General features: G+C 33.8%; 13 protein-coding genes. 9 read left to right on the top strand and 4 right to left on the bottom strand.

Annotation, left to right across the window (positions count from 1 at the left end; genetic code table 11):
• Positions 1-113 precede the first annotated feature (113 nt).
• Positions 114-1235, bottom strand: a complete 1122-nt coding sequence (locus ACYSNX_RS10030; RefSeq protein WP_461754547.1) for a TlpA family protein disulfide reductase — start codon at positions 1233-1235, stop codon at positions 114-116.
• Positions 1236-1340: 105 nt separating this feature from the next.
• On the bottom strand, positions 1341-1508 hold the full coding sequence (locus tag ACYSNX_RS10025) for a hypothetical protein (protein WP_461754546.1): 168 nt from the start codon (positions 1506-1508) through the stop codon (positions 1341-1343).
• Between the two features lie 221 nt (positions 1509-1729).
• On the opposite strand from ACYSNX_RS10025, the gene ACYSNX_RS10020 reads away from it, so the two are divergent.
• From ACYSNX_RS10020 to ACYSNX_RS09985, 8 genes are all read left to right on the top strand, one after another.
• Positions 1730-3622, top strand: coding sequence for a transglutaminase domain-containing protein (locus ACYSNX_RS10020; RefSeq protein WP_461754545.1), 1893 nt, complete (start codon positions 1730-1732; stop codon positions 3620-3622).
• Entirely contained in the window at positions 3622-5598 is a 1977-nt protein-coding gene (locus ACYSNX_RS10015; protein WP_461754544.1) for a DUF3857 domain-containing protein, read from the top strand. Before ACYSNX_RS10020 ends, ACYSNX_RS10015 begins: the two co-directional genes overlap by 1 nt.
• 210 nt (positions 5599-5808) lie before the next feature.
• Entirely contained in the window at positions 5809-6432 is a 624-nt protein-coding gene (locus ACYSNX_RS10010) for a CatA-like O-acetyltransferase (protein WP_461754543.1), read from the top strand.
• 169 nt (positions 6433-6601) lie between these two features.
• Positions 6602-7654, top strand: a complete 1053-nt coding sequence (locus tag ACYSNX_RS10005; protein WP_461754542.1) for an adenylate/guanylate cyclase domain-containing protein — start codon at positions 6602-6604, stop codon at positions 7652-7654.
• A gap of 305 nt (positions 7655-7959) precedes the next feature.
• Positions 7960-8679, top strand: coding sequence for a type IV toxin-antitoxin system AbiEi family antitoxin domain-containing protein (locus ACYSNX_RS10000; protein WP_461754541.1), 720 nt, complete (start codon positions 7960-7962; stop codon positions 8677-8679).
• On the top strand, positions 8676-8927 hold the full coding sequence (locus ACYSNX_RS09995; protein WP_461754540.1) for a nucleotidyl transferase AbiEii/AbiGii toxin family protein: 252 nt from the start codon (positions 8676-8678) through the stop codon (positions 8925-8927). The genes ACYSNX_RS10000 and ACYSNX_RS09995 overlap by 4 nt, the downstream gene beginning before the upstream one ends.
• Positions 8914-9105 carry a hypothetical protein gene (locus tag ACYSNX_RS09990; protein WP_461754539.1) on the top strand — a complete coding sequence of 64 codons (192 nt, stop codon included), beginning with the start codon at positions 8914-8916 and terminating at the stop codon, positions 9103-9105. The genes ACYSNX_RS09995 and ACYSNX_RS09990 overlap by 14 nt, the downstream gene beginning before the upstream one ends.
• A 527-nt stretch (positions 9106-9632) precedes the next feature.
• Positions 9633-10553, top strand: a complete 921-nt coding sequence (locus ACYSNX_RS09985) for a hypothetical protein (RefSeq protein WP_461754538.1) — start codon at positions 9633-9635, stop codon at positions 10551-10553.
• Positions 10554-10648: 95 nt separating this feature from the next.
• On the opposite strand, the gene ACYSNX_RS09980 is transcribed toward ACYSNX_RS09985, so the two are convergent.
• Together ACYSNX_RS09980 and ACYSNX_RS09975 are read right to left on the bottom strand one after the other, a co-directional pair.
• Entirely contained in the window at positions 10649-11191 is a 543-nt protein-coding gene (locus ACYSNX_RS09980) for a hypothetical protein (RefSeq protein ID WP_461754537.1), read from the bottom strand.
• Between the two features lie 41 nt (positions 11192-11232).
• Positions 11233-17100: a hypothetical protein gene (locus ACYSNX_RS09975; protein WP_461754536.1), complete on the bottom strand. Its 5868-nt coding sequence runs from the start codon at positions 17098-17100 to the stop codon at positions 11233-11235.
• Between the two features lie 348 nt (positions 17101-17448).
• Here ACYSNX_RS09975 and ACYSNX_RS09970 point away from each other — a divergent pair, with 348 nt between their 5' ends.
• On the top strand, positions 17449-18078 hold the full coding sequence (locus ACYSNX_RS09970) for a hypothetical protein (RefSeq protein ID WP_461754535.1): 630 nt from the start codon (positions 17449-17451) through the stop codon (positions 18076-18078).
• Positions 18079-18275 lie beyond the last annotated feature (197 nt).

The raw sequence follows: 18275 nt of genomic DNA, 5'->3' as shown, positions 1-18275 counted from the left end.
GGACATTAATATCTGGGAGTGAAATTAAGACAAAAAGAACTGTACTATTTAATTGTTTTTATAAAACAACCTATACCAAATTAGGTATCTATCCTTGCTTGTATCTTCTTTCATTATATTGGATTATTCTTACTGTGATTCTCTATAAAACCTTGTAAGTCTCCATCTATACCTGCTTGATATAAAATAAGCTCACCCTTAGGAGAAAAAACAAAATAAGTAGGTGTATCCATACTCTTGTATTTTGCAACAATAGGGTCTAGATCTGCTTTTTCTGCATAATAAATTCTACTATTTGGTGTACGAAATCTCTTAAATCTCTCTAATACTTGCTTATCATTGTCAATTAAAACACTAACAAGATTTACTTTATCCTCTAGCTCTGTAGAAAGCTTTTTGATTGAATCTGCCGCCTGTCTACAATAATGGCAATACGGATGTGAAAAATCCAGAATTACATACCTGCCATCGAATTGATCTTTAAAGTCTACGGATTTTCCATCCTGGTCCATTACACTAAAATCATAAAACCTTTGGTTTAGTTCTAGTTTGGGATACTGTGCATATAATGTAGCAAAGCTAATCTCTGGAGTGTCCTGGTATTTTTGATCTACTCTAGCAAGTAAAGCCTCAATTTGAGCTTTATCTAAACCAGGCAATACGTATTTTAGAAGATGGATTCCATAAGGGGTATTAATATTGTCCAATAGAAATGCTAATCGTACTTGACCTATCTCCTTTTGTAGAACCGCAGTGTTTTCTTCCAATGCGCTCTTTAAGCTATCGACATTAGCCGTGTCTTGTTCTTGTGAATAAAAATCGCTGTATAAGGCATCTAACTTATCATAGATTGGTTTAGTTTGCATATGAGATACATACCTTAAAGAATCTAAAGAGGATCCTTCCACTTTTAATTCATTGTTGAAATTTAAAGCCGAGGCATTTAACTCTACCGTTTCATTTCCTAAATAAAAATTGGCAGATCTAGAGCCTTTTGGCCCCATAATATCAATAGATACAGAAGCGCCATTCTCAGGCAAAATAAATCTGGTTTCAAATTTACCATTTTCCACCTCTAAGGGTAATATGGTGTTTTTTTCAAAGATGATTTCCAATTCATCCTCTGGGTCTAAATCGGTGATTGTTCCCTTAAACAAAAGCATTGGCTGCTCTTGTGCGTATACTAAGCCACTAACTAAAAGTAAGCCTGCAAAAATCCATTGTGATATTTTCATTGGTTTGCAACTATTTAAATTAAATCCTATTTACTTAACTAATGATCCTTTATGCTTTTTGATAAAACAAAGCTATTGTCCTATATCATAATAGCTTGGACTATCTTATTCCATTGCCTGTGTAATCTGCTTTAAAGAGTTAGCTATTTTTCTTTGATAGGATAATTCCCTTAATCCAATTGCTAGCTTATAGGCCTGGTAGGTAGTTAATTCAGGCATTTGATGTAATAGCATCTTTTTGTAATACTCTACTTCTTTTTGTTCTGTTTCCATAAGTCTTTAATTATCTTCTAGTTAACAAAATTAATTTCTTTAGATAATAGCATTTTACTCTAATTTACGTTAAAGTAACTCCTTTAATTAAAGTAATTTACCAATAAATTCAATTAGACTAAAATAATATTTTTAAAAATAGTTAATATTACATACTACATATTAACATTTAATTAACTAAAATGAATATATTTGCTAGCAAAAATAAAGTCCCTTTACTTATGCATAAATCCCTATTTATTTTACTTTTTACTAGCATACTCTTTGCTCAAAAGAAGATTGATATTCCAACCTATCCCAATGAACTTACACAAAATGCCGTTACCATTATAAATCAAGAAGATATAAAGGTTAATGTACTCTCGCAGGAGCGCTTTATAACCAAAACAACCAAGGTTATTACTGTACTTGACCAAAGTGGACTTTCTTCTTTGGACTTAAACCAATACTATAGCAAGACCAATAAAATTAAATACCTGCAAGTATCCATGTACGATAAACAAGGAGATTTACTCCATGTATTTAAACAAAAAGACTTTAAAGATTACTCCTTAAGCGCAGGGATGAGTATTACGGATACTAGAATACTTACTTTGGAGTACAAACCTGTGAATTTTCCAGTAACCTTTATTTTCGAAAGTGAATTGGAATCTAGGAATACCGCCTTTTTACCCAAGTGGTCCCCTATTAATTACTATAACCAAAGTATAATACACTCGAGTTTTTCTATAGACTCCCCATTAGACCTTCCTATTGATGCTAAATTATACAACCCAGATTTTGTTGCTATAAATGAAAGTATCACTCCAAACAAGGTAGAATTTTCCTTGCATAATTTTCCTGCTTTAATAAGCGAGAGTAACACCCCTAGCCCAACTAATTTTTTACCAAAGGCTATTGTTTCTTTACAAAAAATTCACCTTGAGGGAGTAAATGCTTCTTTTACTTCTTGGGAAGAACTTGGTAACTGGTATTACAACAACTTAATACAAGGAACAGAAACCCTTAGTGAGCAGACCAAGCAAAAGGTAGACCAGCTTGTTTTAGGGGTAGATGACCCAATAGAAAAAGCCAAAATACTCTATGAATATATGCAAGGCAGAACTCGATATATCAGTATTCAATTAGGTATTGGAGGATGGAAACCTGTAGAGGCAAGTGAAGTAGATAGATTGGGTTATGGAGACTGTAAAGGGCTAAGTAACTACTATAGAGCACTTTTAAAACAAGCAGGCGTGGAGAGTTATCCTGTGGTTATTTATGGCAACAGTAGTCCAGTAGATATACAAAGTGAATCGGTTTGTTTACAAGGAAACCATATGATTTTAGCCATTGCTTTACCTAGTGGAGGTTATAAGTGGGTGGAATGTACCGATCAAAAAGCACCCTTTGGCTACATCGCTGGTTTTACAGACAATAGAACGGCTCTTGTTGTTAAACCACAAGGTAGTGAACTAGTTAAGACACAGAACTATTCCTATGAGCAAAACTTGCAACAAAGTAATTCTACTATAGAATTAGACCCTAGTGGAGATGCTTATGTTACTATGGAAATTAGCAGTACACAAGGCCAGTTTGACAACAGAAACTTCACTTATTATTACAATAATTCCGATAAGCAAAAGTACTATAAAAGCCGTCTTTCTACCTTTAAGATAGATGAATTTGATACTCTAGAATTAGAAATAGACAAAGACAATGCTACTTTTAAAGAAAACTTAGCCTTTAAGTCTAATAAATTCGCTACCAAATTAGGCAATCGATTAATGGTTACTCTAACGGGATGGAATTCGGTTGGTTCTAACCTATCTAGCCCAGACAAACGAATAACTCCTTTTTCTATCGAATCAGAGTGGTTAGATGAGGATACCCTAACTTTAATAGTACCACAGGGATATACCATTGATAAGATCCCCACTGCTATTTTTATTGAAAGCGAGTTTGGAACCTATACTGCTACTTTCTCTTTTAAGGACAATGTGCTAGAGTATAAACGCAAATTGTTTATTATCTCTGGAAGCCATAGTAAAGAGAAATATAAACTATATAGAGAATTCAGAGAGCAAATTAATACATCCGATCAAATTAAAATTATCATAAACCCCTTATCCTAATGAACAAAACCCTAGTATTATTTCTACTTGTTTTAGCATACCCTAGTGGATGCTGGGCGCAAGACTTTTTAAATAAAGTCACTAAAGAAGAGTTATTAGAACAACAAAACCCCGAATTCCCTGAAGCAGATGCTGCTATATTAGAGGAATGGGGAACTGTCTATTTTGATTATATTCCTACCTTAGGATTTCAAATGGTTCAAGAAACAAGTCGTAAAATTAAAGTATACACTCAAGATGGTATCCCTGGTATCGACATTGCTGTGAACTATTATGTTGGAAAAAACGTGAATGAAACAGTCAAAATTGATCAAGTAACCACGTATAATTTACAAGAAGATGGTACTATTACAAAGACAAAAGCGAAAAACGATGCTGTCTTTGAAGATAGAAAAAGTGAAAACTGGAAACAAAAAAAGGTATTAGCCCCAGATGTTAAACCTGGAAGTATTGTAGAGTACAGCTATACAGTTAGAACCGATTATTTGAATGAAATTCCGGCATGGACTTTTCAAAATAACATACCTACTATAAAAACCTCTTATAGAGTGAGAATCCCAGAATACTTAATATACACTACCCGTATAAAAGGGGATGCCCCTATAGATATTGAAAAAGATAATAAGAAAAGAAGACTAAGACTTTCTAATAGTGCTAATACTAGAGAGATGGAGATGACAGAGAATATTCTTCTCTACTCGGCTACCAATCTACCTGCCTTAGAAGAAGAACCTTATGTGGACAATTTAGAGAACTATCGTCCTAGTGTAGCCTTTGACCTTAGTGTGATACAATTCCCAAATCAACCGATAAAGAAAATTTCTCTTTCTAATGAAGATCTTGTAAAAGAAATATACAACAACAAATACTTTAGAGAACAGCTAAAACAAACCAAATATTTCGAAAGCATTATTGATTTAGAGCAATACAAAGATTTATCGGATTTAGAGAAAACCCAAAAAATCTTAGATTTAGTAAAAAGCACTATATCGTGGAATCAGAAAAACGGATACTATAGTAGTGAAGGAGTAAAAAAAGCTTTTGATGCTAAAACAGGAAACGTAGCAGACATTAACCTAATGCTAACTAGTATGCTAAACTATGTTGGAGTGGAGTCTTACCCTGTTTTAATTAGTACTAAGTCCAATGGAATTGACCTATCGATTCAGAAAAGTTCTTTTAACAGAGTAATTAGTAGTGCATTAATTGGAGAGGACATTCTATTTCTAGATGCTACAAATCCATTTACTACTCTTAATATTATTCCAACTAGTAATTTAAACTGGGAGGGAATATTAATGAAAAGTGCAGAGGAATTCTATTTTGCGCAAATGTTCCCTACTTTCTATTCTGTAGGATTGGAAAATTACCATATTTCTTTAGAACCAAATGGGAAAGCATTTGGACAGGTGCTACTTTCTTATAATGGCTATATGGGTTATAATGTTAGAAATAACATCCAGGGTAAAAGCCAAGAGGAAATAATGAATGACTTTGAGAAGAATTCCCATAATACTAAGATTACTTCTGTTAGGGTATACAACTTAGAGAATACACAAAAGGATTTACGACTTATATATTCTTTTGAAAAGAATGATGCCTCATCAGTGATTGATGATGAGCTATACTTTAACCCAATGCAGTTCTATTCTTTTAAAAATCCTTTTAAAGCCAATAAAAGAGACCTGCCAATTACTTACTCTTACCCTACTTTAGATAATTTTCAAGCCTCTATAAGTATACCTGCCAATTATAAAGTAGAATACTTACCAAGTGCTTTAACTATACAAGAAGAAGAGTTAGGCTTGCAAGCAGACTATCATGTAGAGCAAAAAGAGGATAAAATTATTGTTAGCTTAGAATTCTCCATCTCTGAAAACAAAATTGAACCAAAAGAATATCCAAAGGTAAAAGCCTTCTATGATAAACTAGTAAATAAACTAGAAGACCAAATTATTTTCACACCAAGTAAATAACCCTAATTCCCCTTTTATACAAACCTCTCTTATACCCTTTTAGGGCAATAAGGGAGGTTTTGCTTTTATAGAGGCTAAATTCTATTACATAAAACGCTTTTACAGCCTAAAAGACCCCCTTAGTGGGTCAATTGTCCTTGATTAGTTAATGACTTAGTTTGTAATTTTGCTCTTGCCCACCTACTACAGATAACCTTAAATTCGTTTTACATGAAAACACGCATAGATATTGATACATGGCAAAGAAAAGACCACTATTTATTTTTTAGCAAATTCGATGAACCTTTCTTTGGAGTGACCTTAGAGGTAGATTGTACTATAGCCTACCAAAAGGCAAAAGAACAAGGGTTTTCTTTTTTCCTGTACTATCTTTATAAAAGTCTACAGGCAGCAAATGAAATAGAAAACTTCAAATACCGTATTGTTGATGGGGATGTTTATTTATTTGATGTGCTTCACGCCTCTCCTACTATTAATAGACCAGATAATACCTTTGGTTTTGCTTATATGGATTTTTATGACTCTTGGCAAAAGTTTTATCCCAAAGCCAAAGAGCAAATCGAGCTGGTGCATAATTCTAAAGGATTAACCCCTGCTATATCTGGAGAAAATGTAATCCATTATTCCACTATACCATGGATTAACTTCACTAGTATATCCCATGCTAGAAGCTATAGCTTCCCTGATAGCTGTCCAAAGATTACTTTTGGAAAACTAACTCATAAACAAGGAGTTTCCACTATGGCTGTAAGTATCTTTTTACACCACGGATTAGGCGATGCTTATCACATTGGTTTATTTGCAGAGCGCTTCCAAGAATTATTAAATCAATAAAAAAACAAAGTCATTTATTTTGAAAGCATTCTATATGTTTTTTTTATAAAAACATATAGAATATCTTAAAAATCTAAATTAAACAAACATATTAATAAAACATTGAGGATAAAAAATTGCTAAAAAAACGAAAATATCGTACATTTATCCAAATGTAGAAGGAAAATATATGACAAAGAAAATAACAACAAAAAACAAAGCAATTCAAGATTCAAACAAAGAGAATCTAACAACTATAGACCAAGGAGCAGACACTGTATTTAGTGTAATGGACCATGATTTACTAACGAGTATTCCAAAGGCGAAACAAAAAATAAGTAAGAAAAAAATGGATTTATCTTTTGACAATGATCCTTATGATAACAGCATTGGCTCTTTGCTCAATTTTAAGGCAACAGCCAAACAAGAAAAAGAGATCAGTGAGTTAAAAGGGGAAATCTCCACCTTAATTGCGGATAACAAAAACGTAAAGGAACACAAAGAAAGATTAGTAGTTCTTTTAGAAGAACTACAAAACAAAGAGGCTATCAACCATATTTCTCACCGAATTACCCCAGAGGCTTCCGATTATCTTTTTAGTGACCCTCATTTCAAAGATAATTTCAAAGATGGTGTCTTACATGAAATGGTGGTGATATCCATTGATATTCGCCGTTCAACAGACTTAATGCTAAAAGCAAAAAGTCCTAAACAGTTTGCGGACTTCATCACCTTATTAACCGACCAATTATCGGAAATCATTTTGGATAATTATGGGGTATTTGACAAGTTCACCGGAGATGGTATCTTGGCTTTCTTCCCAAAATTTTTCTCAGGAGAACAAGCCATCGTAAGAGCCTTAAAAGCAGCTCAAGAATGTCACCAAGCCTTTGCTGAGCACTATTGGAAACACAAAAACTTCTTTAACGTATACATTAAAGATATTGGATTGGGAATTGGGGTAGACTTTGGAGAAGTTCACCTGGTTAACAAAAGAAAGGAATTAACTGTTGTGGGAATTCCAGTGGTATACGCCTGTAGATTATCTGGGGCTAATGCTGGAGAAACCCTGCTTAACCTTTCTGCCTTTGAAGAGTTTAAACAAGTATATAATCACTCTTATCAAGCCCAAGAAAGTACTATTTTTATAAAAAATGAAGGAGATGCTTTAGCGTATAAAATCCTATTTGACAAAAATATAAAAATACAGAGTATGCCTTTTTGGCTACAAGAGGAATCTTAAGAAATAACAACAAGAATAAACCAAGCACTACTTAAACTTTTTCACCGTTTAAGGGTGCTTTTTTTTTTGCAGTATTCTAACTCAGTACCCCACTAAGGCTTATAGCTTTATTGTTAAATATCTTTCAAAGCAATACCCACAGCTTATTTGCTACATAAACGCAAGGTTTTTTTAAATATTCTTATATCTAAGTAAGTAATTTTTTGAGCACTTTGCTAGAAAGAAAAACTACTTCAAATAAAATGTCCAGTTTTTTAATGTAAAAACTGGACATTTTTACTATATTTGCACTTCACAACACAACCATGAAACCTACTGATATTATACAAGATAAGATAAACAAATTACCAAAAGGATACATTTTCACCTATAGAGATTTTATTGAAGAGGTGAATATTAGCTTTGAAGCTCTGGTAAAATATTTAAATCGATTAGCTGATAATAATAAAATTTCAAAGCTTTCGAAAGGAAAATACTATAAACCTGAAAAAACCATTTTTGGCATTGTTAATCCAGAACCAAGACAAGTGGTAAAAGATTTGTTGATTGAAAATGGAAACCTAATTGGTTATATAACAGGAATAAGTGTTTTTTCAGAATTAGGATTAACAACACAGATAGGTTTTGAGATACAGATAGGAAGAAATACACCTAAAGCTTTTCTTGAACGAAAACCCTATAGGATTAGTTTTTTACTTCAAAAAAATAAAATCACCACCGATAATATTAAATATTTACAATTATTGGATGCATTGAGGTTGATTAAGAAAATACCTGATGCGACAATTGTAAATTCAAGTAAAATATTGCAACGAAAATTAAACGATTATTCTGTGGATGAATTACAGAAAATCCAGAGATTAGCATTAAAATACCCTCCTAGTACTCGTGCTTTATTAGGTTGTTTATTAGAAGATAACGTAGAAACTTTAATACTTAGAAACTCATTGAATCCAGCAACAAAATATCAATTTAATGGAATAATGAAGGAATTTCCTAATGCTATAAATTGGAACATAATATGAAATTACATTTAGATCGAAAAAGATTTCAAGAAGCAATTGCCATAACTGCTCAAGAAAAAGGGATACTACCAATTTATGTTGAAAAAGACTATTGGGTAACTTATGTTTTAAAATTAATTTTCACCGATGCAAAGCTTAAATCTTACACTGTTTTTAAAGGAGGAACAGCTTTGTCAAAGTGTTTTGATATTATAAAACGTTTTTCCGAAGATATTGACTTGACTATCCTTGTAAATGAAGTTAAGTAATCATCCTAAGGAATCTATTTTATTTAGTGACTTAGAATCAACTTGGGATAAAATTAAAGAGAGTTATTTTTATGATTTTAAACTACTCGTTTTTGGAGATTTACCTACAGAGAAAGCTATTATTAAATCCTTAAAAACAATTAAAACACAAATAGACATAATAACTTGGAATTTATAGGGTTTTATCTATCTCTACACTATTATTATGTAACACATTGTTTATGAGTACTTACTAATAAACAAAAAGAAGATATAGTACTAAGAGGTAGCTTTAATGTACTTCCCTACATAGATTTACGTTTGAAAAGCATGAATTATTACACGAATCCCCTGATTGCTTGCCGAAAAAACATTTGAATTATTGATAGTCAGCTACCTTATTTTACTCAAAAAAATGTATATAGCCTAAATGTAATAAATCAAACCGAAATCAGAATATACATAAAACTCTTTATCAGTAGAGATAAGAAACTTTTACCTCTTTACTTTTAAGGGAATACCTTAAAAGGATTAAATTGGATAATTTTCAAGGCATAATCTCCTTTTCAGATCAAAAATAGCTGCAGCATTTAATTTATCTAAAAAAACAATCCTAAAATACCTCGATAGCCATTTTTTAGGTTAATTTAGCTCTTTGAGCTCCTATAGATCCAAAAAACAAATAGGAGGCTAAACTTCACCTCTTAAAAAAACAATTTCTATCGCATGATTATCTTAGAGCATCCTGTATCTGGTTTCCCTACTCTTGTTGCTGGTAAATATATCTTTACCCATCAAGAATGTTTTACTTTAGAACAATCTCCAGAGTACTTTAAAAAACTCCAAGTAGACCCAGTTGTTGTACAACAAATTAAAACAGCCTTTAAGGACAATCAAAGCAAGCTTAAAAATGGGCAAGAAAATTGGCAAGAGATTTGTTTGACTGCTCCTTGGGATATCTTAAGAGAATTAGCTAAGATGGATGATATAGCTTTGTTAGAATTACTAGCTTACAACCAAGATCCTTTTATCAAAATACAAGTAGCCAAACACAATCACCCAAGTCTTTTAACTCTTTTAGCAAAAGATGAAAACAACCTAGTGAGGCAACAAGTTGCAGAGCACTTTCACCCAGATATCCTACTTGCTTTAGCCAAGGATCCTTGTGAAATAGTAAAACAGAAAATTTGTGCTTTTAAGGATGTTTCCATCCTTAAATTAATGATCGATGACTCTAGTGCAACAATTAGAGCACAAATCGCTAAGACTAGATCCCGGGAGTTATTTGATGCCCTGTATAAAGATCAAAGCCTTCTAGTAAAACTAGAACTATGTAGGCATCCTGACAAAGAAAATTTAGAAAAATTAGCCCTTGATTCTAATTATATTATACGCACCCAAGTTGCTAAACACAATATAAAAGAGATATTAGAAGTACTAAAAAAGGATTCTCACCCAAGTGTTAGGGCTCAAGTAGCCTCTCACTATCACTTAGACATTCTTGAAACCCTTAAAGTGGATTCCAATAAAATAGTAGCTAAGCAAGCTAAGAAAACCTATCGTTTACATCACCCTGGTATTTTTAGAAAATGGTTTAACCTACTATTCCAACCCAAAAAGACAACAACTTTATCGTTAGATAAATAGAAGCTAAATATAAAATCATACAAGTTCTTCCTATAAAAAAAGCAAGCCTTTTTAGAGCTTGCTTTTCATTTTAGTACTTCTATCTACTTTTAAGTTTAGTTGGCTTTCCAAAAAGACCACTGCTTTCCATCAAAAATACAAAGCATTTTAGATTCTGTGTCATAGGCTATTGTACCAGGAGAAGGACTTAGCATATTTAAATGAGGACTCTTTACTTTAGGCAATACCAACGCTCTTTGGGTGGATTCTAAAACTAATACCCCATCTGCATCACTTTGGGTATTACCCATAATTACATTTTGGAAATTACTATTTTCTTGTAAGCCTCCTTGAGTGGGAACCTCTCCTGTTTTTACCGAGAGATCTACCCACTGGCTTTCAGAACCTGCTTTAAAATACTTTACTTTTTTCTCCTGAGCATCAAAAAGCAGGGTTCCCCCCACTAGTTTATTCCCCTGTGGTAAGGCAGTTACCCAAGGTAGTATGATTCCCCTTGTTTCACCTAAATTAAAATCCAGTAGTACACTAGCATTTTCATTGGTGAATTTACCAATAGAACTCTGGCCTAAGGTGCTTGGAGCTGCTATAAAAAAAAGCAGTACTACACCAAGAATTGAATATTTTATATTATAAGTCATAATTAAATTGCATTGATTAAACTTTTTTGTCTTGTAGGATTTTACTCATCCACACATGCCTGTTCTAGACAACCCCATTTTTGGCCATTGTATAACATTAGGCATTCTAAAGTGGTATTATAAATTAACATCCCCTCTACTGGGCTAAGACTTTCCATCTGTGTATTAGTTAAGCGAGTTACCACAAAACCTTTGGTAGTAGATTCCAATACCACAAAAGCATTTGATCTAGTTGACATCCAAGAGCTATCTGGGCGATTTAAGCTACTTACCCCAAAAAAAGCATCTTCTTGGAAAATATTCCCGCTATCTCCTTCCACAGGCTCGTAATAACATACTTCACAATAGGGAAGTGATTCTGAACCGAAGGCATCCTTAGTAGTCTGGCTTAAGCAACTATCTAAAGATTCACTTAAAAACTCATAATTCAAATAAAGATCCATTGGTTTTTTACCCAAAGATGGGTTAGATGGATCTATGTCCTGCATTTGAACATCTTCCAAATTTGGACTTTTTATCTTTATATAAATCGTATGCTCTCCAGATGGTATATCAAAGTCACTTATCATTACCATTCCTGGCTCACTGTTATCTAAAATAGAAGAAGACAGGTCTAATGTTGAAGAGCTCAAAGAATTAGCAACAAAACTAAATCCTTGATTAAAATCAATAGACAAAGACATTTTATCTATATCAAAGTCATTAGGGTTATTCACAGTCAAACTAAGTTGCATCTCTTCTTGTGGAGAATAACATAATACTGGAAAAGAAAAATCCACAACTTCCATTGGTAAAGGCCTAAAATCAGGATCTCCTGTTGCATTTGTAATAGTAGGACTACACTCTTGTTGGAAACGGTCACAGCTTAACAATTCTTTTGTTTGCGAAGGATCCAAATGAGAACTATAATCCAATTGCGCTTGATTCTCATATATCCCAGGCAAAGCATCCCTATCAAATACTGCCCTAGCCCTAAAGGTTAAAGTGGAAGAACCAGCCACCACTAAGCCATTTATGTCTAAGGTATTAGAGTCCTTATAATCATTTACTGTTGCCCCTTGCAAAGCAGAAGCTTCTACTGATAAGGATTCCTCTACCCATTTCATACCCTCTGGTAGTACATCTTCAAAATTAACAGAGTAATCAAAACAATTTATATTTGTCACTCTAAATGTGAAACTCACCTCATCACATAAGCTCACCTCTAAAGGCGCCTGTTTAGTAAATACTAACCCTTCTTCGTTTGGCGCAGGTGGTAATGGTTCACAAGTAAATTCAATTGGTCCTATACCCAAACTAGAGCTACCGGTATTTGGGGCACCAGTGTAGGTTTGGACAACGTAAATCTTTTCCACTGGCGTATCAAACTCCACATACATTCTACCATCTTTACTGGTATATCCACTATATTTTTTGTTTCCAATAGCCTTATTATCCTGTATAGTATAACTACTTCTTTGCTCTGTTTGTACGTAACTCAATACAGGAGCAACTTTACCATCAGAGCATAAGCCATAAACCTCTACATGCTCGAATCTATTACCAGAGCGATCAATGTCAAATATCTCGAAGGATGCTTGAGCAGAAACTCCCGCTCCATTTTGGGTTAATACAATCTCAGTGGTCATTTTATTAGTCCCTGCTTTTCTTGTTCTAAGTTGACGCAACGAATTATAACTAAATGCCCTTGGGTAATTAGAATAAAAAGAAGAAGGAGATTCTATAGATACATTTACTGTGGCTTGAAACTGATCTCCTAAATCATAGGTATTGGACTTAGAACCTCTTGGCCAATTTTGATTAGTAAACAAAAGTGTCTTAACTCCTTGGAATTCGCATGGAATACAATGAGATTGCTTTGATTTTGCTGCAAATGAAATATAAGTTACTTTATCCTTACCAAACTTATAATTAGTTTTGTGTACGCCGTCTTGAAAAGACATTGGAATGGCAGCATCCCAGCTATTTTGACTAATTTTGTCTGGTGAATCCGCCACTAACATACTTACATCCCAACTAGGTCCGTCATATGGGAAACTTACTCCACCAGCTTGTACTAAGATGGACTGATCGAAATTAGTATTATCCACAAGCCATACTCTACCACTAAGTCTAGAATCAAACACCCCACAAATATCGGCTAAGTCGCCAATATTAGTAGTGGTTAATTCCGCATTGTTATGCCCCCAGGTAATGGCAGATCTATCTACAAGAATATTGCCCAATTCTGGTTCAGTTCCTAACTTACTTCCAACTCCCATATGAAGCATAGAACCAACGTTTGTGCTTTTAGCCTGCTTATTATACAGCCCAGCACTATCATCTCTTACTACTGAGGTTACATTATTATGGTAGTTTCTATGAATGGCATCATCTCCATTCCATATCGATTGATTATTAGACAGTAAATAATCAAAGTTCTTAGTAGTAGAGTTCTTATCTAAATCAATGGTAATGGCATATTTTAACCCCAAATAAGAGTTAATTCTCGTTTTCTCATTCTCATTTAATTGCCTTTCATAAAGAATTGCCTCTGGCATAACTCCTTGTAAGTAATAAGTTTCAGAAGAACTTCCCAAACCTAACATTCCAGGACCATTCATCAACACCTTTTTATGTGCATGTTTAGTTGTTTCGGAATGCCCTCCATCAAATTCAAAAGTAATGTCTGTACCGACATTCCAATGGTATCCTGCAATGGTGGTGGCTCCAGTGGTAAACAATCTACCTGGGCTAATAGTTAATCCAGTTGATCCTATACGTCCAAACCCATCTGTATTGGAGGCGGATCCTCTATATACTCCAAAAGCAGGTCTTCTTGCATTAGTAGAATGTCTTTGATCACCAAAACCAATAAAGTATGACCTATCTGTGGCAAAGTTATGGTTTACAACGGCATAAAAAGAGACATTCTCCGGAGAGGCTACACTCATAGCAGCTTTATCTGTAATTAAATAATCCTTTCTACTCCTAAATAAAGGTGTAGGGTGAAAGTTAGTTCTCTCCTCATATTGCAAATATAAAGGGGCAGATTTATTTGCTGGTTTTCTTCTATACGAAGTACCATTACCAGCATAATCTGACCAGTTAGTTACTTCTCCTTTACTATTGGTAGAAATAGTTTGATCTTGAGAGGCATTAAGCCACATGCGAAGCCCTTCAAATACCCCTCCTGGAGCTACCGCATCAAAAGCAAAACCTATATAATCCCCATCGTTGATTAAGACATTTCTAATTTCTCCATCTTCTGGTTTATAAATTCTAGTTTGACTAGGAGCAAAATTTATATCCGAACTCACCACTAGCCAACTACCTAGTCCAATACGGGCATTAATAGTATAAGAGCTTTTCCCAGTAACTTTTGCACGCATTTTATAGGAGAAAATAGAAGTCAATTTCTCCTGGTGCACTACTCCTGTTCTAGGGTCTGTATAAACTTGAAAGGTATAATTGGCAAAAGAAGTACCCACTGGATGACTGTATGCCAATTTTCCCTCTTGTCCATTTGCTCCTAAAACCAAGGCTGTTTTATCTTGGAGTACAGATCTATTTTCTTGGTTGGTTTCTTGAAACTCTCCTTTAGAGATCGCTAAAGAAGCATTACTACTATTCTTAGACTGTTTTTGATATAAACCGCCTTGGTCATCTCTAGCTATACCTACTATATCTTTAGTATATCCAGAATAGCCTTGATTTTGCATATCGTAAATAGTAGTATTATCCGATAGTACATATTGATTTTGACTACTATCTAAAGTGATACCATATTTAATAGCTAAATGTGAATTTAATTTATTGAGCTCCTCAGGGCTTAATTCAACACCATTACTACCTCCAGGTCTGGAAATAAGGATTACCTCCATTACTTCTCCAAAGAATGGATTTGCAGCGCTATTGTTGGCGTTACTTGATCCTATTATACTTAAGTCAGGCGTGTTTTTTAAAACTGTTTTGCTAAGTGATGCAGTACTTCGCAGGCCATTTAAAAACATTTGAGGGCTTGTAGCAGAATTACCTGATTTATTTGGAATGGAATAAATAGAAATACCGTATCCTTCACTCGTAAAGTTACTCATAGCATCATTTACATAACTTATCTTAGTAGCATTATTATTAGTACCTGCTACCCACCCCATGCTAGCTTGAGCATTAAGACTAAAGACACTTGCTTTGCTGTCTGTACCAGTGTAACTATCATTGTCTAATCGAGATACATAAATAGCAAAATAAGAGCGGTCCGCGTAGGCAGTAAAGTTTTCTCTAGTTTGTAACTTACGTGTATTATTGGCAAGTACACTAGTTTCATCATCCTTATAAAACTCCACAGAAGGATGAAAGTTCATTGCCGAAGTGTTATATCTTGGTGTAGATCCCGTGGTATTTATAAAATCTCTTGTTTGACCACTTTTATCTAACCAACTACTAACAGCAGAACCATCTTGCAAATTAGATAATCCTGTATTGTCTGCAGATAGCCAAAATTCAACTGCTACATTTCCAATACCACCTATAAAGTTTTGTTTTGTAAAAGCAAAACCTATAAAATCTCCATCATTTATGATAACCTCTTTACTCAAGCCTTGCGCTATGTTATAAATTCTGGTTTGACTAGGGTCAAAATTAGCACTAGACCCCACTAAAAGCCAGTCTCCCATGCCCGAACTTACCTCTAAAGTAAAAGAGGTCTTACCAGTTGTTTTAGCGCGATATACTTTATTATAACGATCTGTAAGACTTTGAGTTCCACCAGGTCCACTACCCAAAGTATAATTTAAGAAAGAAGTTCCATTGCTATGGTTATAAGCACTGGTTCCTAATAAACCATTTGTTCCAAAAACAATAGCTTGTTTATTTTCCAAAACAGAGGTATTCTCTTTATTGGTATCCATAAATTCTCCTAAAGACACTGCCAAGGTATTATCCTGAGCACTTGTAGATTGTTTTTGATAAAGTCCACTAGCATCATCTCTAGCTATACCAAACACATCCTTTTTATAGGAAGAGTATCCTGAATTAGAACGGTCAAACACTACAGTTCCATCCGATAAAACATATTGATTTTGCTGCTCAGATAAAGGAATCCCGTATTTTAGGGCCAAGGCTGAGTTTATTTTTTCTAATTCTTGGGTATTAAGTACACTACCCGCAGCTCGCGAAAGCACAATAATCTCCATTATTTGTCCATAAAAATTATTAGAGTCAGAAGAACCACCCGCATTGCTTGCTCCAATAATACTTAAAGCATTTACAGAAGAAGTGCTAATTTGCCTTGGTGCCATGGAAGTAGAACTGGGTAAGGCATTTAAAATCTGTTGTTGGGCTTGTCCTGAGCTAGTATTGGGAATTTGCACTATTCCAATACCATATTGCTCTGTTAAATTACTATTTATATAGGCAGTACTTCTTGTTTGATGCCAAAGCTTCTTTCCATTACCCCCTGTACCTGCAATCCACCCGAAATTAGCATTGCTTCCACCTAATAAACTAAAAACAGAAGTAATATTACTACCTGAAGTATAATTATTATTTTCCAATCGGGAAACATAAATAACATAATAAGCCTTGCCTGTATCTAGACTAAAGTTATTAACGGAAGTTAATTTTCTCCTATTATTGTGGGATACATTTTCCAAGCTTTGGTCATAATAAAAATCCACAGCGTTATGGTAATTCATAAAAGACATTAAATACCTAGGAGACAACCCATTGGTGTTTTCAAAATCCCTGTTTTTTCCAGAGTAGTCTTTCCAAAACAGTACATCTTGTCCATCGTTAAAATCTAAATTACCCATTTGATCCGCAGAAAGCCAATATTCTATCTCCACATTACCTATTCCTCCGGGTGTCTGGGCATATGCTTGATAGAAGCAAAAACAAAAAAATAACAAATTAAGTATTTTTCTCATCATAATTTCCTTTCATTAATTTTTTCTAATGTTTTAAATAAAGGAGCTAAATTACTTAATTTTAACATAAATAAATGACTAAATTAACTTTTTACAACAATTAATACTACACAAATAGTAAAAAACACAACTACCAATATAATCCTAATACATTGATATAATCCATGTACTATTCAAACTAGCATTCAATAAATAAAAAGTTACACCCCTTCTACTTTAGAGGTTTTCTATGGTGATCTTTCAAATTAAAAATTAAAATACAAAGGTTAATAATCCCTTTCTTTTTATTAACTTTAACCTATAGACATTGCAATAAAAACTAGATAATAACAATCCAAAATTGATATAAATATGAAGAGCCAAATTTTAGAGCGTATAAAAGCTCTAGGTGGAGATACAACCAATTACCAACCTGGTACCCTACTTGAGGAGTTAACCAGTATAAATTTTGACGCCCAACTATATCCTAAATTTAAAGGTGAATCTTGGCACTTAGATGATGAGCAGCAACCTATTGTGGGATTAAGTGATTATATAAAAGAACACCTAGATCTCTTTTACAATAACAAAGACAATTTTATGGAAAGGATTACCCAATACTTCTACTTTGACGTGGTGGATAATCATGGACAAAAAATCTGGACTTCAACCCTTTTCACTCCATTTGATAAGGCAACACTAGATTACCAAGAATGGAAAGAAGTTTTTGAAAACAACCAAAAAATAGATCTTTCTACCTTTAAAAAAGTACTAGATGTAGATAATCCGAATTTTATTCAGATTTGCTTTGGTTTTTCCAATCCAGATCATTATTACGTTTTAGCCAATGATCCAAACAGTGATAATCCAACAGTATTTGCAACTGACCATAGCTCTTTCTTTGAAAAGGTAGAGAAAGTAGGTACTTTGGAAGAATTCTTAAATAGCTTTATGACTCCACAAGAATTTAAAGCATTTGTAGAAAAAGCTATTACCAATTAATCCTTTATTAGGAGATAAATACAAAATAGTATTCCTTGGCTATGTAAGTAGAACCCTGGAAGGATACTATAATCGAGTAGGAGGCTGAAGATTATTTCTTCAGCCGACCTCTCACACCACCTGGCATACGGATCCGTACCAAGGCGGTTCTTAACTTTACGATACTTTTAAGTAGATGTCATGTATAGAAGTATAGC

Source organism: Myroides sp. LJL115 (assembly GCF_054871665.1).
The sequence above is the reverse complement of the archived record's forward strand: the minus strand, read 5'-3'. Positions and strand labels throughout refer to the sequence as shown.

Excerpts from the sequence above, each read along its gene's own strand:
- ACYSNX_RS10030 (WP_461754547.1), bottom strand. The coding sequence starts at position 1,235 with ATGAAAATATCACAATGGATTTTTGCAGGCTTACTTTTAGTTAGTGGC.
- ACYSNX_RS10025 (WP_461754546.1), bottom strand. The coding sequence starts at position 1,508 with ATGGAAACAGAACAAAAAGAAGTAGAGTATTACAAAAAGATGCTATTA.
- ACYSNX_RS10020 (WP_461754545.1), top strand. The coding sequence starts at position 1,730 with ATGCATAAATCCCTATTTATTTTACTTTTTACTAGCATACTCTTTGCT.
- ACYSNX_RS10015 (WP_461754544.1), top strand. The coding sequence starts at position 3,622 with ATGAACAAAACCCTAGTATTATTTCTACTTGTTTTAGCATACCCTAGT.
- ACYSNX_RS10010 (WP_461754543.1), top strand. The coding sequence starts at position 5,809 with ATGAAAACACGCATAGATATTGATACATGGCAAAGAAAAGACCACTAT.
- ACYSNX_RS10005 (WP_461754542.1), top strand. The coding sequence starts at position 6,602 with ATGACAAAGAAAATAACAACAAAAAACAAAGCAATTCAAGATTCAAAC.
- ACYSNX_RS10000 (WP_461754541.1), top strand. The coding sequence starts at position 7,960 with ATGAAACCTACTGATATTATACAAGATAAGATAAACAAATTACCAAAA.
- ACYSNX_RS09995 (WP_461754540.1), top strand. The coding sequence starts at position 8,676 with ATGAAATTACATTTAGATCGAAAAAGATTTCAAGAAGCAATTGCCATA.
- ACYSNX_RS09990 (WP_461754539.1), top strand. The coding sequence starts at position 8,914 with ATGAAGTTAAGTAATCATCCTAAGGAATCTATTTTATTTAGTGACTTA.
- ACYSNX_RS09985 (WP_461754538.1), top strand. The coding sequence starts at position 9,633 with ATGATTATCTTAGAGCATCCTGTATCTGGTTTCCCTACTCTTGTTGCT.
- ACYSNX_RS09980 (WP_461754537.1), bottom strand. The coding sequence starts at position 11,191 with ATGACTTATAATATAAAATATTCAATTCTTGGTGTAGTACTGCTTTTT.
- ACYSNX_RS09975 (WP_461754536.1), bottom strand. The coding sequence starts at position 17,100 with ATGATGAGAAAAATACTTAATTTGTTATTTTTTTGTTTTTGCTTCTAT.
- ACYSNX_RS09970 (WP_461754535.1), top strand. The coding sequence starts at position 17,449 with ATGAAGAGCCAAATTTTAGAGCGTATAAAAGCTCTAGGTGGAGATACA.